Annotated in this window: 24 protein-coding genes and 1 pseudogene; 19 read left to right on the top strand and 6 right to left on the bottom strand. The window is 62.8% G+C overall.

Features of this window, described 5'->3' with window-relative positions; genetic code table 11:
- The first annotated feature begins 53 nt into the window (after window positions 1-53).
- The 12 genes from AC56QQ_RS24965 (at window position 54) to AC56QQ_RS25020 (ending at window position 14,338) form a co-directional block, all read left to right on the top strand.
- A complete protein-coding gene (locus AC56QQ_RS24965) occupies window positions 54-746 on the top strand; it encodes a GntR family transcriptional regulator (protein WP_497123751.1) in 693 nt (230 codons plus the stop codon).
- A gap of 36 nt (window positions 747-782) precedes the next feature.
- A complete protein-coding gene (locus AC56QQ_RS24970) occupies window positions 783-1,889 on the top strand; it encodes a mandelate racemase/muconate lactonizing enzyme family protein (RefSeq protein WP_497123753.1) in 1,107 nt (368 codons plus the stop codon).
- A gap of 1 nt (window position 1,890) precedes the next feature.
- Entirely contained in the window at window positions 1,891-3,075 is a 1,185-nt protein-coding gene (locus AC56QQ_RS24975; RefSeq protein ID WP_497123754.1) for a mandelate racemase/muconate lactonizing enzyme family protein, read from the top strand.
- Between the two features lie 233 nt (window positions 3,076-3,308).
- Entirely contained in the window at window positions 3,309-4,973 is a 1,665-nt protein-coding gene (locus AC56QQ_RS24980; protein ID WP_497123755.1) for an ABC transporter substrate-binding protein, read from the top strand.
- A gap of 135 nt (window positions 4,974-5,108) precedes the next feature.
- A complete protein-coding gene (locus tag AC56QQ_RS24985) occupies window positions 5,109-5,999 on the top strand; it encodes an ABC transporter permease (protein ID WP_167365002.1) in 891 nt (296 codons plus the stop codon).
- Window positions 5,996-6,874 carry an ABC transporter permease gene (locus AC56QQ_RS24990; RefSeq protein ID WP_497123756.1) on the top strand — a complete coding sequence of 293 codons (879 nt, stop codon included), beginning with the start codon at window positions 5,996-5,998 and terminating at the stop codon, window positions 6,872-6,874. The genes AC56QQ_RS24985 and AC56QQ_RS24990 overlap by 4 nt, the downstream gene beginning before the upstream one ends.
- Window positions 6,867-8,897: a dipeptide ABC transporter ATP-binding protein gene (locus AC56QQ_RS24995; protein ID WP_497123757.1), complete on the top strand. Its 2,031-nt coding sequence runs from the start codon at window positions 6,867-6,869 to the stop codon at window positions 8,895-8,897. Before AC56QQ_RS24990 ends, AC56QQ_RS24995 begins: the two co-directional genes overlap by 8 nt.
- Before the next feature lie 121 nt (window positions 8,898-9,018).
- Entirely contained in the window at window positions 9,019-9,783 is a 765-nt protein-coding gene (locus AC56QQ_RS25000; RefSeq protein WP_497123758.1) for an SDR family oxidoreductase, read from the top strand.
- A gap of 221 nt (window positions 9,784-10,004) precedes the next feature.
- Window positions 10,005-10,196 carry a hypothetical protein gene (locus AC56QQ_RS25005; protein WP_489860324.1) on the top strand — a complete coding sequence of 64 codons (192 nt, stop codon included), beginning with the start codon at window positions 10,005-10,007 and terminating at the stop codon, window positions 10,194-10,196.
- A gap of 25 nt (window positions 10,197-10,221) precedes the next feature.
- Window positions 10,222-11,196, top strand: coding sequence for an ABC transporter substrate-binding protein (locus tag AC56QQ_RS25010; protein WP_489860323.1), 975 nt, complete (start codon window positions 10,222-10,224; stop codon window positions 11,194-11,196).
- A 77-nt stretch (window positions 11,197-11,273) separates the two neighbouring features.
- Window positions 11,274-12,359, top strand: coding sequence for a quaternary amine ABC transporter ATP-binding protein (locus AC56QQ_RS25015; RefSeq protein WP_497123759.1), 1,086 nt, complete (start codon window positions 11,274-11,276; stop codon window positions 12,357-12,359).
- Window positions 12,356-14,338 carry an ABC transporter permease gene (locus AC56QQ_RS25020; protein WP_497123760.1) on the top strand — a complete coding sequence of 661 codons (1,983 nt, stop codon included), beginning with the start codon at window positions 12,356-12,358 and terminating at the stop codon, window positions 14,336-14,338. The genes AC56QQ_RS25015 and AC56QQ_RS25020 overlap by 4 nt, the downstream gene beginning before the upstream one ends.
- A gap of 15 nt (window positions 14,339-14,353) precedes the next feature.
- Here AC56QQ_RS25020 and AC56QQ_RS25025 read toward each other — a convergent pair.
- A pseudogene (locus tag AC56QQ_RS25025) lies at window positions 14,354-15,312 on the bottom strand (NAD(P)/FAD-dependent oxidoreductase).
- A gap of 257 nt (window positions 15,313-15,569) precedes the next feature.
- Here AC56QQ_RS25025 and AC56QQ_RS25030 point away from each other — a divergent pair.
- On the top strand, window positions 15,570-16,295 hold the full coding sequence (locus AC56QQ_RS25030) for a helix-turn-helix domain-containing protein (protein WP_256749867.1): 726 nt from the start codon (window positions 15,570-15,572) through the stop codon (window positions 16,293-16,295).
- 18 nt (window positions 16,296-16,313) lie between these two features.
- Here the strand turns inward: AC56QQ_RS25030 and AC56QQ_RS25035 are convergent, their stop codons facing one another.
- From AC56QQ_RS25035 to AC56QQ_RS25055, 5 genes are all read right to left on the bottom strand, one after another.
- Entirely contained in the window at window positions 16,314-16,838 is a 525-nt protein-coding gene (locus tag AC56QQ_RS25035; protein ID WP_497123761.1) for a hypothetical protein, read from the bottom strand.
- Window positions 16,839-17,014: 176 nt separating this feature from the next.
- Window positions 17,015-18,055, bottom strand: a complete 1,041-nt coding sequence (locus AC56QQ_RS25040) for a heme-dependent oxidative N-demethylase family protein (protein ID WP_457153360.1) — start codon at window positions 18,053-18,055, stop codon at window positions 17,015-17,017.
- A gap of 9 nt (window positions 18,056-18,064) precedes the next feature.
- A complete protein-coding gene (locus tag AC56QQ_RS25045) occupies window positions 18,065-19,030 on the bottom strand; it encodes a PDR/VanB family oxidoreductase (RefSeq protein WP_497123762.1) in 966 nt (321 codons plus the stop codon).
- Window positions 19,027-19,623 carry a dimethylamine monooxygenase subunit DmmA family protein gene (locus AC56QQ_RS25050; protein WP_091576522.1) on the bottom strand — a complete coding sequence of 199 codons (597 nt, stop codon included), beginning with the start codon at window positions 19,621-19,623 and terminating at the stop codon, window positions 19,027-19,029. Before AC56QQ_RS25050 ends, AC56QQ_RS25045 begins: the two co-directional genes overlap by 4 nt.
- Window positions 19,624-19,664: 41 nt before the next feature.
- The gene (locus AC56QQ_RS25055; RefSeq protein WP_497123763.1) at window positions 19,665-20,798 is read right to left on the bottom strand and encodes an aminomethyl transferase family protein; all 1,134 of its coding nucleotides are present in this window, start codon (window positions 20,796-20,798) and stop codon (window positions 19,665-19,667) included.
- 284 nt (window positions 20,799-21,082) lie between these two features.
- Here AC56QQ_RS25055 and AC56QQ_RS25060 point away from each other — a divergent pair, with 284 nt between their 5' ends.
- From AC56QQ_RS25060 to AC56QQ_RS25085, 6 genes are read left to right on the top strand one after another with little or no spacing between them, the layout of a single operon-like run.
- Complete coding sequence (locus AC56QQ_RS25060; protein WP_489860315.1) at window positions 21,083-21,370, top strand: hypothetical protein; 288 nt, start codon at window positions 21,083-21,085, stop codon at window positions 21,368-21,370.
- 12 nt (window positions 21,371-21,382) lie between these two features.
- Window positions 21,383-21,760: a hypothetical protein gene (locus tag AC56QQ_RS25065; protein ID WP_256749873.1), complete on the top strand. Its 378-nt coding sequence runs from the start codon at window positions 21,383-21,385 to the stop codon at window positions 21,758-21,760.
- Between the two features lie 15 nt (window positions 21,761-21,775).
- On the top strand, window positions 21,776-21,937 hold the full coding sequence (locus AC56QQ_RS25070) for a hypothetical protein (protein WP_172351483.1): 162 nt from the start codon (window positions 21,776-21,778) through the stop codon (window positions 21,935-21,937).
- Between the two features lie 14 nt (window positions 21,938-21,951).
- Entirely contained in the window at window positions 21,952-23,346 is a 1,395-nt protein-coding gene (locus AC56QQ_RS25075; RefSeq protein WP_497123764.1) for an APC family permease, read from the top strand.
- A 45-nt stretch (window positions 23,347-23,391) separates the two neighbouring features.
- The gene (locus tag AC56QQ_RS25080; protein WP_497123765.1) at window positions 23,392-24,081 is read left to right on the top strand and encodes a hypothetical protein; all 690 of its coding nucleotides are present in this window, start codon (window positions 23,392-23,394) and stop codon (window positions 24,079-24,081) included.
- On the top strand, window positions 24,078-24,407 hold the full coding sequence (locus AC56QQ_RS25085; protein ID WP_497123766.1) for a hypothetical protein: 330 nt from the start codon (window positions 24,078-24,080) through the stop codon (window positions 24,405-24,407). The genes AC56QQ_RS25080 and AC56QQ_RS25085 overlap by 4 nt, the downstream gene beginning before the upstream one ends.
- Window position 24,408 lies beyond the last annotated feature (1 nt).

Below are 24,408 nucleotides of genomic sequence, written 5' to 3' on the forward strand. Positions count from 1 at the left end.
TTAGATTGTCGACAATCTGCTTGTCTTGCTCTCGGTTTCCTTGGGAGTGCCGAATGGGGAAAGCGGATTTCAGTCCGATCGCGGACACCACGCGCCGCGCCGAAATCGTCGCGCTGCTGCGGCGCGCGATCCTGACTGGCCAGTTGGAACCAGGCCAGAAGCTCAACGAACTCCGGATCTCCGAACAGATGCGGGTCAGCCGCGCGCCGCTGCGCGAGGCGATGCGCGAGCTGGTCCAGGAAGGCATCCTGACCAGCATTCCCTATGCCGGCACCTTCGTCATCGATGTCACCGCCAAGGACATCGATGATGCCTATTCGCTCAACAAGGTGCTGGACGAGTTCGCCATCGAGCGGACATGGCCACTGCGCGACCAGCGATTTTTCGATGAGCTCGACCGGCGCCACGAGACGGTGAAGCAGGCAACCCGCAACCGCGATACCACCCGCCAGATCGAGACGGCGCTGCAGCTGCATGGGCTGATCTACGAATGGGCCGACAATTCGGTGCTGCTGGAAACCTGGCAGCGATTGACCAGCCGGTTGCAGATGTATTTCGCGCTGCACCAGCAGGCACGCAAGGAAGCGGTGCCGGCCGAAGACGTTCACGAGACCTATGTGTCGCTGCTCAAGGGCACCGACATGCGCGCCGCCCAGCGCCATGCCCGCGAACACATCGACCTCGATTTCGAAGAGCTCCTCTCTTACGCGCGCGGCCTCGAACAGCGCCCGTCGAAAGGCGCCTGACCAGTTCCCCAAACATCGCAGCCAACGGACAGACACGTGCAGATCGAAACCATAAAAGCCTACCATGTCGTGCAGCCCTTCGTGGACGGGCCTTATCGCATGTCGAAGGGGCGCGTTGCCGACGCCTTCGACGCGGTGATCGTGTCCATTACTTCTGATAGCGGTTTGACCGGCTGGGGCGAGATGGCGCCGCTCGGCAATTTCTACTCGCCCGCCTTCGCCGCTGGCGTCCGCGCAGGCGTGGTGGAGATCGCGCCGCATCTCATCGGCCACGACCCGCGCGGGCTGGCCAGCATCGGCCGGTTGATGGACACGGTGTTCAAGGGGCATCCCTACATCAAGTCGGCGCTCGACATGGCGTGCTGGGATCTCGCGGCGCGCGCCGCCGACGTACCGCTGGTCACGCTGCTTGGCGGCCAGGAGAGCGAGACCGCGGAGCTCTACAAGGTCGTCACCCACGGCAGCGTCGACGCCATGGCGGCGCTGGCCAAGCGGATCGTCATGGACGGCTTCCACCGGCTGCAGGTCAAGGTTGGCGGCAACGTCCATGACGACATCGAGCGCGTCACTGCGGTCGCCGCTTCGGTGCCGAAAGGCACCGTCATCTTCTGCGACGCCAATGCCGGCTGGACACCCTATCAGGCACGCCAGTTCGCCGACGCAACGCGCGCCATCGACTATACGTTCGAGCAGCCCTGCACCACCATCGACGAATGCATGTCGGTGCGCCGCTCGCTCGACAAGCCGATGGTGCTCGACGAGTCCGTCGCCTCGCTCGACGACATGCTCGACATCCACCGCAAGGGCGCGGCAGACGGGCTGACGCTGAAGATCTCGCGGCTGGGCGGTGTCAGCAAGACCCGCCAAATTCGCGACCTCGCCGTCGACCTCGGCTTCATGATCACGGTCGAGGACACCGGCGGCGCCGAGATCGACACCGCTGCCATGGCGCATCTGTCGCTGTCGACGCCGGAAGAGCGCCGGCTGCACGCCATCGCCTTCCACGAATGGGTGACGGTGCGCACAGCCTCCAACAAGCCGCCGGTCACCGGCAGCCGCATGGGCATTCCAGACGGGCCGGGCCTAGGCATCGACGTCGTTCCCGGCCTGCTCGGCGCGCCGTTCTTCGAGGTCGGCCGCTGACATGAAGATCCGTCGCATCACGGCAACGCCGATCAACCTGCGCCTCGAGGCGCCTTACGCCTGGGTGTTCGGCGAGCTCGACGGGTTTTCGCCGACCATCGTCGAGGTCGAGACCGAGGATGGACTGATCGGCCTCGGCGAGGCGCCGACGCCGGCGGCGGCCGCGATCATCAATGATGTGCTTGCCCAACGGCTGACCGGTCGTGACGCCTTCGACATCGCCGGCGCCGAGCATGTCTGCCTGCCCTACTGGACCGGTGTGCAATCGATCAACGACCGCAGCCGCATCATGGCCTTCGGCGCCATCGAGATGGCGTTGTGGGATCTGCGCGGCAAGGCATGGAACCAGCCACTCTACCAATTGCTTGGCGGCGCCGTGCGCAAGGACATCCCGTTCACCGACTATTTTTCGCTGCGCGGCGACGGGCCAAATGTGAGGGGCGAGACGACCCCGGAAGAAGTCGCCGACTATTGCGTCGAATTGCACGAGACGCACGGAACGACCTTCTTCGAAGGCAAGTTCTCGACCCAGGATCCGAAGATTTCGCTCAGGATGGTCGAGCTGATCCGCAAGAAGCTCGGCGACGATGCGATGATCCGCATCGATTCCAACCAGGCCTATTCGCTGGCGACGGCGCGGCGACTGGCGCGGCCGCTGGAAGACCTCGGCGTGCGCAACTGGGAGGACCCGGTGGCGACGATCGAGGAGATGCGCGAGTTGCGGCGCCATTGCTCGATCCCGTTCTCGACCCACAACATCGACATCGCGCGCGCCATGGAGATGAAAGTGCCGGATGCCTTCGTCGGCAACCCGACGGCGCATGGCGGCATCGGCCGCCTGCTGCGTTTCGTCGGCGCCTGCGAACACGCAGGCATCGATTTCTGGTGCTACAGCGGCGACAGCGGCATCGGCAGCGCGGCCTACCTGCATCTGTGCGCGGCGCTCGGCTGGATCAGGGAGCCGAACCAGTCGCTGTTTCGCATGCTGCCGATGGATATCACGGAGCAAGGGCCGTTTTCGCCGAAGAACAACATCGTGCGCGTGCCGGAGGGTCCCGGTCTCGGCATCAGCTTGTCGCGGGAAAACCTCGCCGCCTGTCACAGAGACTTTACCGAGAAAGGACCGTGCAACAAGTATCATGACCCGGCAAAGCCCGGAACCTATCGCCGCTTGCCGCTGAACTAGATGACGACCGGCGGCCAAGACAACAAGAAGCCAACCACCGCGACTTCGGTCGGGAAGGTCGGCCAAGTACAGGTGGAGCAGTGCAGACAAGAATCCAGCGCATCCACGCCAAGGACTGGATGGAACGGACAAAACCGCATGCTACAGTCCCGGTCAACAGGCCTCTGGCGGCGGGAAACGGAGCAATCCACGAAATTCGTCAACCATAAGAAATAGGGGAAAGGGTAAAACCCATGAGCAAGAACTATCGCATTCTCGATCTCATCCGGCACAACCGTTCGCCGCTTGAAAATCACCTCATCGACGGCCTCGTCGACGGCAGGCTCAGCCGCCGCGATTTCGTCCGTCACGGCAGCCTGCTCGGCCTGTCGCTGCCGCTGCTGGGCCGTATCGGCATGGCTGCCGGCCTCGGCGGCATGCCGTCGCTGGCGCGCGCCGCGGGCGCACCCGGCGCCACGATCCGTATCGCCAGCAGCGTGCCGGCGGCAACGATCGACCCGGTCACCATAGCCGATGCCGGCGGCCTGCTGGTCATGCAACAGGTTGCCGAATTCCTCTGCGTCGATGGACCCGACCTCGTGCTGCAGCCGGCGCTGGCCGAGAGCTGGAAGCCAAACGACAACGGCACGGTGTGGACCTTCAAGCTGCGCAAGGGCGTGAAATTCCACAGCGGCGGCGAGATGAAGGCCGACGATGTCGTGGCCAGCATCGACCGCCTCGCCGACCCCGCCAATTCGTCCAACGCGCTGTCGGTGTTCACCGGCATCCTGCAGAAGGGCGCCACCAAGAAGGTCGACGACTACACGGTGGAGTTCCATCTCGACGCCCCGAACGGCAACTTCCCCTACATGGTGTCGTCCGACAACTACAACGCCGTCATCATCCCGGCGAGCTACAAGGGCGACTACGAAAAGAGCTTCGACGGCACCGGGCCGTTCAAGATCGAGAAGTACACGGCAAAGGTCGGCGCATCCTTCGTCCGCAACGAAGACTACTGGGGGCCGAAGGCACTGCCCGAGCGCACCGAGTTCACCTTCTTCGCCGACACGCAGCCACAGATCCTGGCACTGCAGGGCGGGCAGGTCGACATCATCAACCAGATGCCGGTGCTGGCCGGCGTCGCGCTGCTCAACGATCCGAATGTCGACATCATCAGCCTGAAGTCGGTCGCACACCAGCAACTGCATTTGCGCTGCGATTCCGATCCCTTCAAGGACCCGCGCGTGCGCCGCGCCATCGCGCTCAGCCTCGACCGCGACAAGCTGGTTGCCGGCCTGATGAAAGGCCGGGCTTCACCGGGCAACGACAGCCCGTTCGCACCTGCCTATCCCTCGACCGATACGAGCGTGCCGCAGCGCAAGCAGGATATCGCGCAGGCCAAGCAGCTGATGGAGGCGGCCGGCGCCGGCAAGGGCTTCAAGGTGACGCTGACCACCGAGCGCTACCTCGAAATCCCCGAATACGCCCAGCTCATCCAGAACTGGGTCAAGGAGATCGGCATCGAGCTCGAGCTCAACATCCTCGACCAGGGCGCCTATTACGGAGACGCGGTGTTCGGCAAATCGAACTGGCTGGATTCGGTGATGGGCATCACCGACTATGGTCACCGCGGCGTGCCGAACGTGTTCCTTGCCGCGCCGCTGAAAAGCGATGGCACATGGAACGCGGCGCACTTCAAGAACAAGGACTATGACACACTCGCGACCAGCTACATCGCCGCGCTCGACCTCGAGGCGCAGAAGGCGACGGCAGGCAAGATCCAGAAGCTGCTGCTCGAGGAAACGCCCGTCATCTTCGGCTACTTCTACGACTATCTGACGGCGACGGCGAAAGGTGTCACCGGCGTGCAGCCGACCGCGATGTCGCAGCTGTTCCTCGACAAGGCATCGAAGGCCTGAGCCAGAAGGGAAAGCCAATCCTCTAACAGCCAGCTCCCTCATTGGGGGCTGGCTTCACAAGGAGTATTAGCCATTCTCTCCTTCTTTGTCCGGCGTGTCTCTCTATCGCTCGTCACGCTGTTCCTGCTCAGCATCATGGTGTTCCTGGGCGGCCAGGTGCTGCCCGGCAATGTCGGGCGCGCCATACTGGGCCCGTTCGCCGACCAGCGCGCGGTCGACGCGCTCAATCACACGCTCGGTGTCGATCGTCCGCTGCTTACCCAATATGCGACCTGGATCTGGAACTTCGTCCGGGGCGACATGGGCACGTCCTATATCTTCCGCTCGCCGGTGGCGCCCTTCGTCATCGATGCGCTGGGCAATTCGATGAAGCTGGCGGCGGTCGCCTTCGTGCTGGTGGTGCCGATCGGCATCCTCGGTGGCGTCGTTGCCGCGCTCAATCTCAACCGGCCGCTCGACCGCATCATCAGCCTCGGCGGCTTGTCGGTAACGGTGCTACCGGAGTTCGTCACCGGCATCATCCTGATCCTGATTTTCGGCGTCTGGCTGCGCTGGCTGCCGATATCGGCCGCATGGCCGCGTGATGCGGGCTTCTTCACCCAGCTCTATTACCTGATCCTGCCTTCGCTGCCGCTGTTCCTGGTGCTGTTCGGCTACATCGCCCGCATGGCACGCTCCGGCATGATCGAGGCGCTCGATTCCGACTACACGCGCACAGCCGTGCTCAAGGGCCTGCCATGGCGCACGGTGATCTGGCGGCATGTGCTGCGCAACGCGCTGTTGCCGACCATCACCGTCATCGCGACGCAGACCGGCTATCTCATTGGTGGCCTCGTCGTCATCGAAACGCTGTTCCGTTACCAGGGCATCGGCTCGCTGATCTTCACCGCGGCGCGCGGCAAGGATTTCCCGATGCTGGAATCGGGAATTCTCACCATCGGCATCGTCTATGCCGTGGCGACACTTGCCGCCGACTTTCTCTATTCCGTGCTCAATCCGCGCATTCGGCTGGGGTCAGATCAATGAGCGCCGTCCCAACCAGCTCCGCGACACCCGACGATACGCGCCAGCGTGGCCCGCTGGCGGAGGTGCTGTTTTCGTTGCTGCGCTCCGGCACGTTCCTTACCGGTCTTGTCATCGTGCTGTTCTGGGTGGGCTGCGCGCTTTTCGGCGAGCATTTCGCACCCTATGATCCGCTTGCCGACGACATCATCAACGCGCTGGCGCCGCCTTCGGCCGAGCATTGGTTCGGCACCGACCAGATCGGCCGCGACGTCTTCTCGCGCGTCATCGTCGGCTCGCGCGATATCCTGACCGTCGCGCCGCTGGCGACCTTGTTGGCGACGGTGGCCGGCACGGCGCTCGGCCTCGTCACCGGCTATTTTCGCGGCATCGTCGACGATGTCATCAGCCGCATCCTCGAGGCCTTCATGGCGATTCCGGTGGTCATCGTCGCGCTGCTGGCCATCGTCGCGCTCGGCACCTCCAAGACAACCGTCATCGTCGTCATTGGCCTGAGCTTCGCGCCGATCATCGCGCGCACCGTGCGCTCGGCGGTGCTTGCCGAGCGCGAACTCGACTATGTCGCCGCCGCGCAGCTCAGGCATGAAAGCGCTCTGCATACGATGTTCGTCGAGATCCTGCCCAATGTCATCCCACCGATCCTGGTCGAAACCACCGTGCGGCTCGGCTATGCCATTTTCGCGGTCGCCACGCTGTCCTTCATGGGCTTCGGCATCCAACCGCCCTCGCCTGACTGGGGGCTGAGCATTTCCAGCAATTACGGCATGATCGGCGGCGGCTTCTGGTGGACGGTGCTGTTCGACGCGCTGGCCATCGCCTCGCTGGTGATCGGAGTCAATCTGGTGGCCGACGGCGTTCACGGAGCGCTCAATGACTAGATCCGCCAAGGCCGAAAACGCGCTCGAGCTCACCGATCTGTCGGTCGCCTACCGTGTCGCCGGTCGCAACCGCGCGGTGCTGCGCAACCTCAGCCTCACCATCGGCCAGGGCGAGGCCTATGGGCTGGTCGGCGAATCCGGCTGCGGCAAATCCACCGTGGCGCTCACCGTGGTGCGCTATCTGCCGAGGAACGGCTCGATCACCGGCGGCGCGATCTCGCTCGACGGCCAGGACGTCATGAGGCTGGATGCCGAGGCGCTCAGGCGGGCGAGGGCCGAAAGCGTTTCCATGGTCTACCAGGATCCGGGCAAGGCGCTGAACCCGTCGATCCGCGTCGGCCGGCAACTGACCGAGATTTTTGAACTCGGCGGCATAACGGGCAAGGCGGCCGAGGGTCGCGCGATCGCCATGCTGAACCGCGTGCGCATCTCCGATCCGACAAGCGTCATGCAGCGCTACCCGCACCAGCTCTCCGGCGGCATGCAGCAGCGCGTGGCGATTGCCATGGCGCTCGCCAACGATCCGTCGATGCTGATCCTCGACGAGCCGACCACCGGCCTCGACGCGACGGTGGAGGCCGAGGTGCTCGACCTGATCGCGCAGCTGCGGCAGGAACTGTCGGCCTCGATCCTGTTCATCAGCCACAACCTCGCGGTCGTCTCCAACATGTGCGACCGCGTCGGCGTTCTCTATGCCGGCATGCTGGTGGAGGAAGGGCCGACGGAGGTCGTGTTCAACGATCCGCGCCATCCCTATACCGTTGCGCTGCTGCGCTGCCTGCCGCGCGGCGGACAGCGCAAGGACCAGGGTCGCCTCGACACCATCCCCGGCTTCCTGCCCGGCATCGGCGCCGCCATCAAGGGCTGCGCTTTCGCCGACCGCTGCGCGCTCGCCGATGACCGCTGCCGAACCGAATTGCCGCCGCTCTACGATCTCGGCGGCCGGCTGTCGCGCTGTCATTACCACGAGAAGGCGCAGGCGCTGCCGCGCGCAACACCGAGCAATGTCGCGCCTGCACCAAAGGCAGCAGCGGCTCCCGTGCTGCGCGTCGCGGGGTTGAACAAGACCTATGCCAGCCATGGCCACGCACTGCGCGCCGTCAAGGACGTGTCGCTCGATCTGAGGCCCGGCGAAACGCTCGGGCTGGTCGGCGAATCCGGCAGCGGCAAGACGACTTTCGCCAGGCTTCTGCTCGGCCTGGTGCCACCGGACGAAGGCGGCACCATCGAACTGGAGGGCAAGGCGCTGGCGCCGCGGCTGGCAAACCGCAGCGACGACCAGATCAAGGCGATGCAGATCGTCTTCCAGAATCCGGACTCGGCGCTGAACCGCTCGCATTCGATCCGGCACCTGATCAGCCGCGCGCTGAAGCGGCTGGCCGGCTTGAGCGGCAAGGCGCTCGAGGCTCGCCTCAACGACCTCGTCCGCTCTGTGCGGCTGACCGACCGGCATCTCGCCGTCAAGCCACGCCAGCTTTCGGGCGGACTGAAGCAGCGCGTCGCCATCGCGCGCGCCTTTGCCGGTGATCCGCGCATCGTCGTGTGCGATGAGCCGACCTCGGCGCTCGACGTCTCCGTGCAGGCGGCGATCCTCAACCTGCTCGCCGACCTGCAATCGAAGGAAGACGTCAGCTACATCTTCATCTCGCATGATCTTGCCGTGGTGCGTTACCTCTCGGACAAGATCGCCGTGCTCTATCTCGGCCGCATCATGGAACTCGGGCCATCGGAAGACGTCTTTTCCGGTCCGCACCATCCCTATACGGAAGCGCTGCTGTCGGCCGTGCCCAAGCTCGACCAGACCGAGACGGCGCGCATTCGTCTCGACGGTGAAATCCCGAGCGCCACCCACCCGCCGTCTGGCTGCGTGTTCCACACACGCTGCCCGCGAAAGATCGGTGCGATCTGCGAGCAGCAGGAGCCGCCACTCAGCGAGGCACAGCCCGGCCATTCGATCCGCTGCCACATCCCGTATGCGGAGTTGGCGAGGCTGCAGAAGGCGGTCGTGACCGAACCGGCATAGCGAGCATCGCCATCGAAGGCTATTTCCGAGCATCAACGGACTATCTGTCCGCTTGCGCGCGGTGCGCTTGATCCAGGCACGGTTCAGCGCATACCCTCCCTGAGCCAAGGGAGGGCTATCGATGGATCTTTTCAAGCTGGACGGCGATGTCGCGCTGGTCACCGGCGCCGGCAGCGGCATCGGCCAGGCAATCGCGATCGGACTGGCCGAGGCAGGCGCAGACGTCGCCTGTTTCGGCCATGCATCGAAGGGTGGGCTGGACGAAACCGCGCATCGGATCACCGCACTCGGCCGCAAGGCGCTGGTGCTGACCGGGACGGTGACGTCGCAGAGCGATCTCGCGGCGGCGATCGAGCGCGTCGAGGCTGAACTCGGCGCCCTGACCGTCGCCGTCAACAATGCCGGCATTGCCGGCTCGGAACCCGCCGAGACACTGTCGCTGGAGAAATGGCAGAAGGTGCACGAGGTCAATGTCGCCGGCGTGTTCCTTTCCTGCCGGGCCGAAGCCCGCAAGATGCTGGCGCGACGCAAGGGCTCGATCATCAACATCGCCTCGATGTCGGGAACCATCGTCAATCGCGGGCTGACGCAGGCGCACTACAACTCCTCGAAAGCCGCCGTCATCCATATGTCGAAGAGCCTCGCCATGGAGTGGGCGGACCGCGGGCTGCGCGTCAATGTCGTCAGCCCGGGCTACACGCTGACGCCGATGAACAAGCGGCCGGAGGTGGCGGAAGAGGTGAAGATCTTCAAACGCGACACGCCAATGGGACGCATGGCGGCGCCGGAGGAGATGGTCGGGCCGACGGTGTTCCTGGCCAGCCGTGCATCGAGTTTCGTCACCGGCCTCGACCTGATCGTCGATGGCGGCTACGTCTGCTGGTAGGACGAAACATCGAGCGGCTGAGTGAGACCGTGACTTCGCCTGCAGTCTGAAATTATTCATCTCGCGAGGCGTTAGTCGTTGCGTGCGATGAACCTTGGTATATATAATTTCATCCCAGGAAACGGCTTTCGCAAGATGGGGCTTGCCGAGGCCGATAGCCGAAATGGTGGGACCTTCATGGCTCGCAAATTTCAGAGCGCCGCAGCGCCGGCGATCGATCCATGGATGACTGCTTCGGCAGCAATCCTTCGGCAGCTATGACGCGGCCCTTTCGGCACGACATCACCACCTTCGAATTGAGCACCATCGCGCCTGCACCGGCTTTTAGCCGCGCCATGGCGACAACGGCCTTGCGCAACGACCAGCCTTTCCAACACAATCAAGAAAAGCCGCAAGAAGGGAACGACCGATAATTTCACAGCTTGAAGGAGAACAAGCATGTCATTTCGCAGCTATATCTCGAAACTGTCGATGGGCGCCGTCGCGCTCGCGACGCTCAGCCTGCTGACACCGTCCGCCCAAGCCGCCGCGCCCGAATCCAACGACCCGATCAAGATCGCGCTGTTCGACTGGACCAGCGTCAACCTGAACGCCAAGATCCTCGGCGGCATCCTCGAAAAGCTCGGCTACACGGTAGAATATCCGACCGCCGACTACCTCTCCAGCCTGACCACCGGCCTCACCAATGGCGACCTCGATGTCGGGCTGGAATTCTGGGACACGACGGCCGGCGAAGCCATGAAGGCGTCCGACGCCACCGGCCAGACCGAACGGCTCGGCAAGCTCGGCCCGAAGGCCAAGGAAGAGTGGTGGTTTCCCGAATACATGAAGGAAAAGTGCCCGACCTTGCCGGACTGGCATGCCTTGCTCGACCCAGCATGCGCGGCGTCGTTCTCGACGGCGGAAACCGCGCCGAAGGGGCGCTATCTCGGCGGCCCCGTGACCTGGGAAGGTTTCGACGACGAGCGTGTTGCCGCCTTGAAACTTCCCTTCACCGTCATCCATGCCGGCACCGACGCGGCGATGTTCGCCGAACTGGATTCCGCCTATCAGCGCAAGGCGCCTATCATGCTGTGGATCTATTCGCCGCACTGGGCGCCGGCAAAGTACAAGGGCGAATGGGTGCAATTCCCGGAGTACACGCCCGAGTGCTACAATGACCCGAAATGGGGCACGAACCCTGATGCCAAGTATGACTGTGGCAAGCCGCATGGCGAGATCTGGAAATACTCCTGGTCCGGCATGAAGGACAAATGGCCGGTCGCCTACAAGGTGGCAAAAGCCTTCACGGTCGACACCGACGAGCTCAACAAGATGAGCGGCGAGATCGATCTCGACGGCAAGACACCGGAAGATGTCGCCGCCGCCTGGATCGCCGCCCACGAGGCCGACTGGAAAGCCTGGGCGCAGTAATCGACCCGACTGGAAAAATGAGACCTGGCTGTTGACCAGCCGGGTCTCAATTCCCGGTGCTCCAGAAGGACGATTGGATGACGGATAGGACTGAACCGGGGGCGGACGCAGCGGGCACGCCAAAGGATGCCCGTCCCATAAAACTTGCCTGCCGCAATGTCTGGAAGCTGTTCGGATCGAACGCGGCCAATTTCATCCGCGAGCGCGACGGCAAGGCCAGCATGGCGGATGTCGCTGCTGCTGGACTGGTCGGCGCCGTGCGCGCCGTCGATCTCGAGATCCGCCAAGGCGAGATCTTCATCATCATGGGCCTGTCGGGGTCCGGAAAATCGACGCTGGTGCGTTGCATGTCGCGGCTGGTCGAGCCGACGCATGGCAAGGTCGAATTCGAAGGCAAGGACCTGCTCAAGATTTCCGATGCAGCACTCATCGAACTGCGGCGGCATCGCATGGGCATGGTGTTCCAGAACTTTGCCCTGCTGCCGCATCTCAACGTGTTGGAGAACATCGCCTTCCCGCTGAGCATCCAGGGGCAGGACAGGCCGACACGCGAGGCGCGGGCGCGCGAGGTCATCGATCTCGTCGGCCTGCGCGGCCGCGAGCAGTTCTATCCGCGCGAATTGTCCGGCGGCCAGCAGCAGCGTGTCGGCATCGCCCGCAGCCTCGCCACCAAGCCGGAGATCTGGTTCCTCGACGAGCCGTTCTCGGCGCTCGATCCGCTGATCCGGCGCGAGATGCAGGACGAACTGATGCGACTGCAAACGATGCTGCACAAGACCATCGTCTTCATCACCCATGATTTCGACGAGGCGATCCGGCTGGCCGACCGCATCGCCATCATGAAGGACGGCGAGGTCATCCAGATTGGCACGCCGGAGGAACTGGTGGTCGATCCGGCGACCGACTATGTCGCCGAATTCACCCGCGACGTCGACCGCGCCAAGGTGATCTCGGCGCGCGGCCTGATGCGCGCCTGTGAAGGAAGCGAACATGGCGGCACGGTAGCGCCGGATGCAAAGATCGCCAGCTTCTCGGCCAGCATCGTTGCCGCCGGCAAGCCGTTCGCGGTCGTCAACGGCACCGGCAAGCCGATCGGCGAGGTGACGCCGCAAGCGGTGATCGATCTGCTGGCCGGCATCGACCGTTCCGGAGCCGGCGCATGACGGTGACGGCAAGCGCCAGCGAGGCAAGGGGGCGCCCGGTTCAGGTCTGGCTTCTGGTCTGGGCCTTGGCGCTTGCCATCGTGCTTGTCACGTTCCTGCTGCAGGACAGCCTGCCCTGGGCCGTCAACTATCCCGACAGCGCCGTCGTGCCGGTCGCCGACTGGGTCAGCGCACTGATGCGCTGGATCAAGTCGAACCTGTCCTGGCTGACGCGCTCGATCACCGCGGTGCTCGGCGTGCCACTCGACTTCGCGCTCAATCTGTTGGCCAAGAATTTCAAGTTCGGCCATGGCGCCGATACCGTCATCCTGCCTCGGCTGTCCTGGGTCGGTGTGTGCGCTGCCGCCTTCCTCGCCGGGCATGCCGTTGGCGGCCGGAAGCTCGGCATGCTGGTCGGCGGCTGCTTCCTCTACATCGCCCTGTTCGGCCAATGGACCAGCGCCATGCTGACGCTGGCGCTGATTTCCATCGCCGTGCCGTTCTGCATCGTCACCGGGCTGTTCGCCGGTATCTGGGCCTGGCGCAAGCCATGGGCGGAAAGGCTCATCGTCTCTCCAGCGCTTGACCTGATGCAGACGATCCCGACCTTCGCATACCTCATCCCGACGCTGCTGCTGTTCGGCAACAGCCCGGTGTCGGCGATGATCGCGACAGCGATCTTCGCCACGCCGCCGATGGTGCGGGCGACGATGCTGGGGCTGTCGCGCGTCCCTTCGGAAATCGACGACTTCAGCGAGATGGCCGGCTGCACGGCGCGGCAGAAACTGTGGCGGGTGCTGCTGCCCTCGGCGCGCCCGACGCTGATGGTCGGCGTCAACCAGGTGATCATGCTGGCGCTCAACATGGTGATCATCGCCTCGATGATCGGCGCCGGCGGCCTCGGCTACGATGTGCTTTTGGCGCTGCGGGCATTGAAGGTCGGCGAGGCGATGGAGGCCGGGCTCGCCATTGTGGCGCTGGCCATCGCGCTCGACCGGCTGAGCCAGGCGATCGCGCACAACAACGCGAAGGGCCATGTCCATCAAGAAACCAGCCCGGTGTTCTGGCGGCGCTACCCCAATCTGACCCTGGCCATCGCGATCCTTGTCGTGACAACGCTGCTCGGCCTGTTCGTACCCGCCTTCGCGGCGGTGCCGAAGGCGATCACCTTCACCACCGCGCCGCTGTGGAAAGCGGCGGTGAACTGGGTGACGATCAATTTCTTCGACATGATCGAGGCCTTCCGCGTGGCGCTGATCCTCAATGTGCTCAATCCGGTGCGTGCCTTCTGCGAAGGGTTCCCATGGCTGGGCGCGGTGTTCCTGCTCGGCTTTGCCGGCTATCAGCTCAGCGGCCTGCGCCTGGCCGCCCTGGTCGCCGTACTGACCGCCTTCTGCGCGGTGACCGGCCTGTGGGAAAAGACCATGGCGACGGTCTATCTCTGCGGCATCTCGGCCTTCATCGCGTGCCTGATCGGCATTCCGATCGGGCTGATGGCCTCGCGCAGCGACCGGTTCGAGAAGATCGTCACCCCTGTTATCGACACGCTGCAGGTGCTGCCGTCGTTCTGCTTCATCATTCCGGTGGTGATGCTGTTCCGCGTCGGCGACGTCACCGCGATGATCGCCACCGTCGCCTTCGCCGTGGTGCCGGCCATCCGCTACACCAATCACGGCATCAGGCAGGTGCCGCCGGCGCTGATCGAGGCGGCCAAGGTTTCCGGTTGCACACCGCGTCAAACCTTCTTCCGTGTGCAATTGCCGCTGGCGCTGCCGGAGATCATGCTGGGCGTCAACCAGACGATCCTGATGGCGCTGGCGATGATCATCATCTGCGCCATGGTCGGCACGCGCGATCTCGGCCAGGAGGTGTTCATCGCGCTTTCCAAGGCCGATTCCGGCCGTGGCATCGTCGCCGGCCTCGCCATCGCCTTCATCGGCATCGTCGCCGACCGGCTGTTCAACGCCTGGACGGCGAAAGCACGGGCAAGATTGGGGTAGTGTGAGACGCGACGGCTATTCCGCCGCCACCCCTTTGACCTCGAGATAGCTCTCCATCGAATCGTCCAGTGCCTGCAGCCACGGCGTATGGTGCAGCGGCGCCATGGTGCCGGTCATCAGCGAGCGGTAGGCATGGTCGCGGAAGCTCATGATGTCTTCGCCCTTGTGGTGCTCCCACTCCATGAAGGTCTGGTTGACCGCCTCGACGTCGAAACCCGGATAGTCGGTCTGCTCCATCAGTTCCTTGGTGTAGTCGCCCTGGAACCAGATCATCTGCTCGGCGTCTTCCAACGTTTCCTCGCGCGCGCGCCACTTGGCGCTGTGCTCGGCCATCGCCTTGGCGGAGGGCAGCTTGATGCGGCCCATGATGACGTCGCGCGCGTACCAGGCCTGCGCGTCGAACATGTTGAAAGTGTAGAACTGGTCCTGCATGCCGATATAGAACAACTTCGGATTCTTCTCCCAGACGACGCCCTCATAGAGTGCCCAGAAGCGACGACGACATTGTCGAACTCTTCCGAATAGGTGACGTCGTTGGTGCGGTCATGCGCGGTGACGGTGAATTTCTTCGTCTCGTCCGAAAACGTCACCATGCGCACCGGGCTGTTGAAGCGCACCCATTTGCGCACGCCGGACTTTTCGACGCGGCCCTTGATGTAGTCCCACAGCACGGCGCGCGGCGGATAGGAACCGATCGGCCGGCCGAAATGCTCCTCGAAAGTGTAGTCGGCGAATTCCAGGCATTCCTTTGGCCCGTTCGACCAGAGGTAGCGGTACATCGAGCCGTGCACCGGGTCACCATGCTCGTCGAGGCCGGTGCGCCAGGTGTAGTTCCACAGCCCGCCCCAGTCGGACTGCTTTTCGAAGCAGACGATTTCGGGAATCTCGGCACCCTTGTCCGCCGCCGACTTGAAGGCTCGAAGCTGTGCCAGGCCGGACGGTCCGGCTCCAATGACGGCAACGCGACTTTTCATTGCAGGCCTCCCGGTCTGATTTCCCTAACGAAACAAATTTCACTCACAGGACAGTAATTGGCCCTTGCGTGCTGTCAACAGCCTCCATGCTGAAACAGCGTTCCGCCAAGGCGGATTTCCCGCAGAAATCGAACGCGACCAAACGCTGGATCACGAGCATGCGCCCCAAACGGCTTGCCGTCGCGGTTGCGCTCCTGTATCGGCACCGAATATGTTCACCTAGGGTGAAATAAATCTTCAAAGTCCGGGGTGGCGACATGGCTAAAAAGACTTCCGATCCCAAGGCTGGCGCCAACCCTGCCGGTGCAAAGGCAAAGCCGCTGCCAAAGGTCTCGGCGGACGGCAAAACTATCCGGGCACCACTGACGCAGAACCCGCACGCCATCCGCGACACCCGCGAGAAAGTGCTGGAGGTGGCGATCGGCCGCGAGGTGCGGGCGTTCCGCAAGAAGCTCGGTATCACCGTCGCCGATCTGGCGGTCGCCACCGACATTTCGCTGGGCATGCTGTCGAAGATCGAGAACGGCATCACCTCGCCGTCGCTGACCACCTTGCAAGCGCTGTCGCGGGCGCTCGGCGTTCCGGTCACTGCCTTCTTCCGCCGTTTCGAGGAGGAACGGAGCGCCGTCTTCGTCAAGGCCGGCGAAGGGCTCGATGTCGAGCGTCGCGGCACGCGCGCCGGCCACCAGTACAATCTGCTCGGCCATATCGGTTCGAACACCAGCGGCGTCGTCGTCGAGCCCTATCTGATCACCCTGACCGAGGATTCCGATGTGTTCCCGACCTTCCAGCACGAGGGCATGGAGTTCCTCTACATGCTGGAGGGCGAGGTCGTTTACCGGCATGGCAGCAACCTCTACCCGATGAAGCCCGGTGACAGCCTGTTCTTCGACGCCGATGCGCCGCATGGGCCCGAGCAACTGACACGACTGCCGATGCGCTATCTCTCGATCATCTGCTATCCGCAGAACAGTGCGGGGTGAGGTTTTCCTGTCGACACTTCAAAGTTCGACGAGGGATCGGTCGGCTATCGCGCAGGCTTCTTTGGCCCACGCAACAAACGCGTCTAAAAACAGACCCGAGATGTCAATTCTTTGATCGCTCCACTGGAAAGTCGTTTCCTTAGCCGACAAGCCAAAGTGAATCGTTCGCACAAATCCATTTTCCTCAATCGGCTTTGGAGCATTCTTGCGAGATATGTACAGACGGTCATCGATATACTCAAAATGGTCCCTGGCCTGCTTGTAAAAGATTAGATCAAGCGCACTCAAATGATTAGTCATTTCATTACCTAGGACTCTAGCTGCCAACGCAATGCCGTCCTTAACTCTGTCGACGGAAATTAGAGAAAAGTGTAGTTCCACCAGAGCCCGCTTGGGCTGCTTTGCCTGCCACGCTTCCATCATCAAAGCGTGCTGCCTCACCGCCGCATCAACGTATCTCTCAACCAACGTAATGCCATTGTGAAGTTGGCCAGTATGATCCTTCCGCATGTAGCGGAAGGTATATTCGGGATTTTCCGTCATCGGATCACATTATCCAACCGGAGAAAGAAAATCAGGCCTCATCTATCATCTGGTGTCGAAGTTTGACGCAGACATCGAAAGCCTTATCCGAACAAACCTCGCTGCATGTTCCAGAAGTGGCGTTAATTCGGTAAGGGTAAAATCGAATGACCTGTGGAAATAGTAGCAGGCGGATCTCAATCCGGCCCAAACCCCGGACTGGTCGGGCTGCCATCATCCAGCTTCGACAGCCACTCGACCAGCGTCGGCCTATAGCGCGTCAGACCCTTGTAGTTGGCGAGTTCGTCCGGCAGGTCGCGGATGACGCGATGCAGGCGCCTTGCCCATTTCGGCTGCGTCACCAGTTCATCCATCTTGATCAGGTAGCAGCGGATCGGGAAGACGATGCCATTCGAGCGCGGCAGCCGCCAGAAACTCTGCAGCTCGACGCGCAGATGCACCTTGTCGCCAACGTTCTCCGGTGTCACCGTCGTCCGGTCCGGACCCCATTTGTGGTAGTTTTCCGGGCTCGTATCGAGGCGTGGATTGATGGTCATCGTCCAGTTCAGGCGCCGCGCCGGCTTGCCTTGCTGGATGTTGGTGAGGAATTTCAGCGCCCGGGTGAAGATCCCCTTCTCATGCGCCAGCGGCACCGGCGCGTGCCACTCGAAGAAGTTCATGCCGATGTCGAAATCGAGCGACCAGTCGGCCTGCGTGGTGACCATGCCGGCATCCATCCACAGATTGCCGTCGCGCTGATCGAGAATGCAGAAATCGCCCTGGCTTTGCCGGGTGATATACTCCATCGGCCCGTAGGGCAGTGTTGAGGTGTCTCCGAAGGTGAAGGTGTCATCGATGCCGAGCGGCCGGTTGATCCAGCGCCAGCGGTCGCCATCGCGGGTCAGCGTGAAATGCTCGGGATAGCCCAGCGCCTGCTGCTCCATCAGAAGCTCCAGCAGGTCCCAGCCGGCCAGCGTCATGTGCGGCAGCGACTGGCAGCGCAACGGGTCCTCGGCCAGCACCAAAGCCCGGTCCTGCATCTCGGCGACATAGTGCTCGTCGACGTCGATCAGGTTTTCCAGCACGCTGCCCTTCGGCCCGACGACATGCGGCTCGATGTTGACCGCATACATGTAGGCGTCTTCGTGGAAGGGGAACGGAAACCGCCTGATATGCTCCGGGCTGTTCTTGAAGGTGAAGTCGTCGCGGAACGTTTCCTTGCGGAAGGTGATGCCCATGATTTCCTCCTACCGCTCCAGCACCAGCGACCGGCCCTCGAAGCGCGACACGCACGGCATGATCTTGCAGCCGGAGCGGTGGTCTTCCTCGCTCAGCCAGTGGTCGTTGTGGATGAACTTGCCGTCATAGGAGACGACATTGGTTTCGCACTGGCCGCAGACGCCGCCCCGGCAGAGGTAGGGCGGATCGACGCCGGCGGCCTCGATCGCTTCCAGGAGGCTCTGCTGTTCATCGACCCTGATGGTCTTGCCGCTGACCGCCAGCGTCACGTCGAACGGCAGCCCAGGCTGGGGTGCCGCGAAATGCTCGAAATGCACGGTCTCCCCCGGCCAGCCCAGCGCGGCCGCCCGGTCGCGCACCCAGCCGATCATGCCTGAGGGGCCGCAGACGTAGAGATGCGTGCCGAGCGGTTGTGTCGACAGCAGCCGGTCGAGCTCGATGCGCTCGTCGCGGTCGTCATGGTAGAGTCTGATACGGCGGTCGTAGCGCTCCCGCAGCACATCGGCATAGGTGCCGAGCGAAGCAGTGCGGCAGGTATAATGCAGTTCGAAGTTGCCGCCTTCCGCCGCCAGCTGCGCGGTCTGCGCCATGAACGGCGTGACGCCGATGCCGCCCGCCAACATCAGGTGCTTCCTGGCACGCAGGTCGAGCGAGAACAGATTGACCGGATAGCTGATCACCATCTCCAGGCCGGGCCTGACGCTCCTGTGCATGAACAGCGAACCGCCGCGGCCGACATCGTCGCGGCGCACCGAGATCGTGTATTCGCGCGTGTCGAGCGGCGAGCCCATCAGCGAATAGGGATTGAGCCGGGTGCGCTCGCCGTCGCGCATCTCGACCACGACATGGGCGCCGCCGGAAAAGGTCGGCAACAGCTGCCCGTCGCGCCGGCGGAAATGGAAGCGGGTGACCAGTTCGTTGACCGGGACGACGTCGCTGACGACGACATCGAGCTTGGTGGTGCCGGTGCTCATCGGAAGATCTCCTCCATCGGAGGGATTTCGCTGCGATCCTCGGCGTTGATGCACACACCCTGGAAGGCGGCGATGCGCCGGGAATAGTGATCACGCACCAGAAGCAGCAGGCCGCAATGCGCGCAGGTCGCCGGCTGAGTCGTCACATTCTCGGTGATGCCCTTGCAGTGGACGCACTGCATGCGGCGCGCCAGCGAGCCGCGATGCTCGGTCTGGATCGAGGTGTGGTCGATGCCGGCTTCGAGTGCCACCTGCATGGCCTGGCCAATCAGGCCTTCGGTGCCGGCAAGATAGAGACGCAAGCCCATGTGCGCGTTGGCCAGCGTTTGCTTCAGCCGGGGCAACAGGCTGGCGAAGGACGGCGCCTGATGAAACTGCGCCGGCTTCAGCGCTTCGAGGGCGGCGACGTGCTTGCCGTCGGGCCCTGGAATGAAGTCGATTTCGGCGCCGTCGAAAAACCCGGCTGGGGCTCTCCCGGCCATGTCCGATATAGCGAGCGCACCCTCGGCATCGGCGATGAAAAGATGGTGCTTGCCCGGTTGCGGAGACAAGGTTCCGTAAACGGGCCGGCTGATGATGCTTTTGGCTGCCATTTAAGTCTTCGTGCCTCGAACCCCTCGCTGTCGACTATGCCTCAACCTTTCGCCGTGCGCTTGGTCTTCTTGGGATCATCGAAGGGAAGCGGCTGCGCCGTCGCCTTGACGGCGCCGCTCTTGTTGCGGATTTCCAGCCTGGTGTCCTTGACCGCGCAGTCGATGTCGAGGCGGGCGATGCCCATCGATTTCTTGACCAGCGGCGAATACATGGCGCAGGTCACCACACCGACTTGTTTGCCGTCGCGATAGACCGGCGCGCCCTCGTCGGCCGGCTCCTTGCCGTCGAGCAGGACGCCGTAGATCTTGAAGCGCTCCTTGCCTTTGAGGCGATAGTGTTCCTCGGCGCCGCGGAAGCCGGTCTTGCCGGGGCTGACGGTGAAGTCGAGGCCGAGTTCCCACAGCGTGTCGCCGGGGCCTTCATTCTCGAACGGGTACTTCTGCGAATTGTCGTAGGGGTAGAACAAGAGGTAGCTTTCGACGCGCAGCATATCGAGCGTGGTGAAGCGGCACGGGATGATGCCGGCGCTCTTGCCCTCGTCGAGGATCCTATCCCAGATCGTGCCGGCATCCTGGCCGCGGCAGAAGATCTCGTAGCCGCGCTCGCCGGTGTAGCCGGTGCGCGAGATCATCACGGGCAAGCCGAACAGCTGCGTCTGCATGTGATGGAAATAGTTGAGATCGCGAATGCCCGGCACATGCTTGGCCAGATAGTCGACCGATGTCGGCCCCTGCAGCGACAAATCATGCAGATTGTCGTCGAATCGCAGCGACACGTCGCGGCCCATGGCCGCGCGCTGCAGCTCCTCATGGCCGGTGCCCGAACCGTGCACGACCATCCAGGCGTTCGGGCCGGTGCGGTAGAGGATGCAGTCGTCGGTGAATTTTCCCGCCTCGTTCAGCATGCAGGCATAGGCCGACTTGCCCGGATAGATCTTCTCCACGTCGCGCGTGGTGGCGAGGTCAATGAGATGCGAGGCGTGCGGCCCGGTGATGTGGACCTTCTTCAGGCCCGACACATCCATCAGCCCGGCCTTGGTGCGGATGGCAATGTACTCCTCGTCGGCATCCTTGTCATAGGTCCAGGCGGTTCCCATGCCGCTCCAGTCTTCGAGCTTCGAACCAAGCGCGCGATGGCGATCCGCCAGGGTCGAAAATCTCCAGGATGCCGTCATCCGCCAGTCCTCCGTCCAAAAATCCTGCTGTTCCCTGCTCCTTTGCACACATGCCGGAGCTTTGGTCGAATATTGATCGTAAACGCCGGAGGCCTGCAATCCCCTGCAAGCAAGTAATTTCATTGTCAGGCAAAATCGACCGCCGAACCAAACGGTTAACTCAACGTAAATTCGCCTTGACAATTGCAGAATTCGGTCTGAATTTATGAAAAAATTTCACTCTCTTGAAAGAGGGCGGCGGACGGTGGATTCGGAACCGGGCGTCGGCAAAAAGGGGAAAACCGATGTCAGACCTGCAGCAGCGCATCGAGGCGCTATACCGTTCCGACCTGCGCGGATCCGCGCTGCTGATCATCTGCCTGTGGGCGACGATCCTCTTCGTCCTGCTGATGACCTGGCCACACATACCCGATGCGGGGATCAAGCTCGTGGTGGCGATCGCCGCCGCCGCGGTGCTGATCTTCAACACGGCCGCCATCCTGGCGATGGTCAAACACTACAAGGAAGACAAGGACTTCATCTACGGGCTCGACATCAAGAACGCCGACGCGTTCCGCAACCGCAAGTCCTGAGGGGTAGAAAGCATGTCCCGCTACACACCGCCGGAGCAGAGCAAGGCCGGGCAGATCTTCGATATCGTCGTCGTGGTGGTCGCCATATTCGTGGCGCTGTGGTTGCCGCTGAAGCTGGGTCTCGCCGGAGCTGCGAAGTCCATCGATGTACTCGACGCAAAGACCTGGGAAGCGCTTGGCCAGAACCCGACCATGGCCTCGATCTGGGAAAGGCTCGGCTACACGCCGGAAACGGCGCACGACATCATCCAGAACCGTTTCCATTACGTGATCGACTGGCCGACGCTGATCATCATGGCCGCGGTGCTGATCGGCTATTTCGTGTTCCTGTTCCGCGCATCCGACCGCGAATATCGCGACGTCATCAATGAAAAGTTCGACGACAAGTAATCCGGGGGACGCATCATGTGGGTGGCACTCTCTTACGCATCTTGGGGCATATCGATCGTGCTCGCTCTGTGGATGCTCTACGACTGGTTCAAGGTGGATACCACCTACACCGAGGATGTCCTGACTTCCTCACGCGAAGGCGAGCTTGAAGCCGTTTCCGAAAAACACCGGATCTGAGTGGGGATTGAACAATGACGATCACGCTTGAACCGGCAATCCACGGAGACAGGGTCTCACTGCTGCGCGTGCTTGGCCCGGCCCATGTCTGGGCGCTCGGCGTCGGCATCGTTCTGGTCGGCGAGTTCACCGGCTGGAATTTTGCCGCCGACAAGGGCGGCGCGCTGGCGGCGCTGATCGTCTGCTGGATCGTCGGACTGCTCTATACCTCGGTCGCCATGATCGATTCCGAGGTGACATCGACCGTCGCCGCTGCCGGCGGCCAATACGCGCAGGCCAAGCATATCGTCGGCCCGCTGATGGCTTTCAACGTCGCGCTGTTCCTGGTCTTCGCGTACACCATGCTGGAAGTGTCCGATGCCATCCTGCTTGGTGACACCATCGTCGCCAAGGCCGGCGTCGAAGGACTTACCCATAATTCCTTCATCGCCGCAACCATCGTGGTGCTGGCGTGGCTCAACTATCGCGGCGTGCTGATGACGCTCAACGTCAACTTCGTCATCACCGCGATCGCCTATATCTCGATCGTCATCCTGTTCTTCTCGGTCAGCCCATGGACGCAAGGCGCCGTGCTGAAGCTCAATGAGCTGGTCACTCCCGAAAACGCCCTGCCCTATGGCTGGATCGGCGTCATCGCCGCCTTCCAGTTCGGCATCTGGTTTTATCTCGGCATCGAAGGCACAACGCAGGCGGCCGAGGAAGTGCGCTCGCCGGCCCGCTCCCTGCCCTACGGCACCATGGCTGGCATGATCACGCTTTTGGTCGCCGCCGCCATGACCTGGTATGTCTGCGCCTCGCTGATGCCGTGGGAATATCTCGGCATCACCTACTATCCGCTGTGGGACGCCGGCAAGCTGACCGGCAGCCCGCTGCTCGAGAACCTTTTGTTCATCGCGACGCTGCTGGCGGCACTTGCGTCGGCCAATGGCTGCATCAACGACGCGGCACGGGCCTGGTTCTCGCTCGGCCGCGACCGCTATCTGCCGAGCTGGTTTTCGGCCGTGCACCCAAAATATCGCACGCCCTATCGCTCGATCCTGTTCCTTTTGCCGATCGCGCTTGCCTTCGCCTTCATCGCCGACCTCAACCAGGCGATCACCTTCTCGATCCTGTCGGGAGTGCTGCAATATACGTTCATGAGCATCAACATCCTCATGTTCAGGAAGAAGTGGCCGCTCGGCTCGATCCGCCGCGGCTACACGCACCCCTTCCATCCGCTGCCGGCGATCGTCCTGTTCTGCCTGTGCGTGGTGACCTTCTTCGCGATCTTCCTCGGCTTCGGTTCGCAGCTGATCGCGATGGTCGCCTTCTACTTCCTGATCTCGTTGTGGTTCCATTTCTACCGCTACAAATTCGTGCGGCGCGGCGACCAGTTCACCATGCCGTGGCCGAAGCCGCAGGGCTATTGATGGGAGAAAGGCCGTCCGGATACCGGGCGGGCCTGGCATGACGAAATGTCCGAGGTGACGTCAGCACTGCTTGCCGGCGCAATTGTCCTGGCTCTCGTCCTTCACCTTGCCTGGCTGGCGCGCGCCAGCCGCAACAGGGCGGCAGTGGCGCTCGCCGTCGAGCAAGCCAACATCCGCACCGTCATTGCCGACGCAGCCGACGTCTCTGACGGCACCGCCGGTGTCCTTACCTGGGAAGGATCTTGGAACGGCCAGCGCGTCCAGATACGCACCATCGTCGACACGCTGGCGACGAGAAAACTTCCGGCGCGCTGGCTGAGCGTCTCGATCACCGAAAAGGTGGCGGTGCCGGGCACGTTCGACATGATGATGAGGCCGGGGTCGCCAACGACCTTCTCCAATTTCGATCATCTCGATCATACGCTGCCGAAGAGTTCGGCATTGCCGGCCGAGGCCTTGGTGCGGACGGATCGCAAAGGCGTCCGCTTCCCGCAGGAGATCATCGCCGATCACCTGGGGATCTTTTCCGAAGGGCGCGCCAAGGAACTGCTGATCACTCCGAACGGAGTGCGCGTCGTCTGGCTGCTGGCAGAGGCGGAACGCGCACGCTACGGCGTCTTCCGGCAAGCCGAATTTGGCGACGCCACGCTGGACCCGACACTGATCGAGAGACTGCTGGAATCAGCGTCGACGCTTCGCGACGCCATCAACAGAAACGAACGGCAAGCCGCATGACCAACTCCACCACCCCGCCCGCCCCGGCAAATCCGTATGTCGTTCTCGGCGCCGCGATTGTCTTGCCGGCTAGCGGACACGTCATTCTCGGCGTGCCGGTGCGCGGCCTGCAGTTTCTTTTCTTCGTGGTGATCCTGGCATGGGTGACGGCCAAGATCGCCCCGCCCGATGCCAGCTTCGTCGGCCGCCATGCGGGTGGCTTCCTGATCTATGCCTTGTCGGTCCTTGATGCCTACAAGTTAGCCCGCATACGCCATGCCCAATGGGTTCACAATGCCCGCCAGGGCAGCGATAGTGGTCATGGCGGCATTGCGCCGCACACGTAAC

It is taken from the genome of Mesorhizobium sp. RCAM 05099 (genome assembly GCF_059683685.1).

Coding starts and splice junctions, on each gene's coding strand:
- AC56QQ_RS24965 (WP_497123751.1), top strand. CDS start 54: ATGGGGAAAGCGGATTTCAGTCCGATCGCGGACACCACGCGCCGCGCC.
- AC56QQ_RS24975 (WP_497123754.1), top strand. CDS start 1,891: ATGAAGATCCGTCGCATCACGGCAACGCCGATCAACCTGCGCCTCGAG.
- AC56QQ_RS24980 (WP_497123755.1), top strand. CDS start 3,309: ATGAGCAAGAACTATCGCATTCTCGATCTCATCCGGCACAACCGTTCG.
- AC56QQ_RS24985 (WP_167365002.1), top strand. CDS start 5,109: ATGGTGTTCCTGGGCGGCCAGGTGCTGCCCGGCAATGTCGGGCGCGCC.
- AC56QQ_RS24990 (WP_497123756.1), top strand. CDS start 5,996: ATGAGCGCCGTCCCAACCAGCTCCGCGACACCCGACGATACGCGCCAG.
- AC56QQ_RS24995 (WP_497123757.1), top strand. CDS start 6,867: ATGACTAGATCCGCCAAGGCCGAAAACGCGCTCGAGCTCACCGATCTG.
- AC56QQ_RS25000 (WP_497123758.1), top strand. CDS start 9,019: ATGGATCTTTTCAAGCTGGACGGCGATGTCGCGCTGGTCACCGGCGCC.
- AC56QQ_RS25005 (WP_489860324.1), top strand. CDS start 10,005: ATGGATGACTGCTTCGGCAGCAATCCTTCGGCAGCTATGACGCGGCCC.
- AC56QQ_RS25010 (WP_489860323.1), top strand. CDS start 10,222: ATGTCATTTCGCAGCTATATCTCGAAACTGTCGATGGGCGCCGTCGCG.
- AC56QQ_RS25015 (WP_497123759.1), top strand. CDS start 11,274: ATGACGGATAGGACTGAACCGGGGGCGGACGCAGCGGGCACGCCAAAG.
- AC56QQ_RS25020 (WP_497123760.1), top strand. CDS start 12,356: ATGACGGTGACGGCAAGCGCCAGCGAGGCAAGGGGGCGCCCGGTTCAG.
- AC56QQ_RS25030 (WP_256749867.1), top strand. CDS start 15,570: ATGGCTAAAAAGACTTCCGATCCCAAGGCTGGCGCCAACCCTGCCGGT.
- AC56QQ_RS25035 (WP_497123761.1), bottom strand. CDS start 16,838: ATGACGGAAAATCCCGAATATACCTTCCGCTACATGCGGAAGGATCAT.
- AC56QQ_RS25040 (WP_457153360.1), bottom strand. CDS start 18,055: ATGGGCATCACCTTCCGCAAGGAAACGTTCCGCGACGACTTCACCTTC.
- AC56QQ_RS25045 (WP_497123762.1), bottom strand. CDS start 19,030: ATGAGCACCGGCACCACCAAGCTCGATGTCGTCGTCAGCGACGTCGTC.
- AC56QQ_RS25050 (WP_091576522.1), bottom strand. CDS start 19,623: ATGGCAGCCAAAAGCATCATCAGCCGGCCCGTTTACGGAACCTTGTCT.
- AC56QQ_RS25055 (WP_497123763.1), bottom strand. CDS start 20,798: ATGACGGCATCCTGGAGATTTTCGACCCTGGCGGATCGCCATCGCGCG.
- AC56QQ_RS25060 (WP_489860315.1), top strand. CDS start 21,083: ATGTCAGACCTGCAGCAGCGCATCGAGGCGCTATACCGTTCCGACCTG.
- AC56QQ_RS25065 (WP_256749873.1), top strand. CDS start 21,383: ATGTCCCGCTACACACCGCCGGAGCAGAGCAAGGCCGGGCAGATCTTC.
- AC56QQ_RS25070 (WP_172351483.1), top strand. CDS start 21,776: ATGTGGGTGGCACTCTCTTACGCATCTTGGGGCATATCGATCGTGCTC.
- AC56QQ_RS25075 (WP_497123764.1), top strand. CDS start 21,952: ATGACGATCACGCTTGAACCGGCAATCCACGGAGACAGGGTCTCACTG.
- AC56QQ_RS25080 (WP_497123765.1), top strand. CDS start 23,392: ATGTCCGAGGTGACGTCAGCACTGCTTGCCGGCGCAATTGTCCTGGCT.
- AC56QQ_RS25085 (WP_497123766.1), top strand. CDS start 24,078: ATGACCAACTCCACCACCCCGCCCGCCCCGGCAAATCCGTATGTCGTT.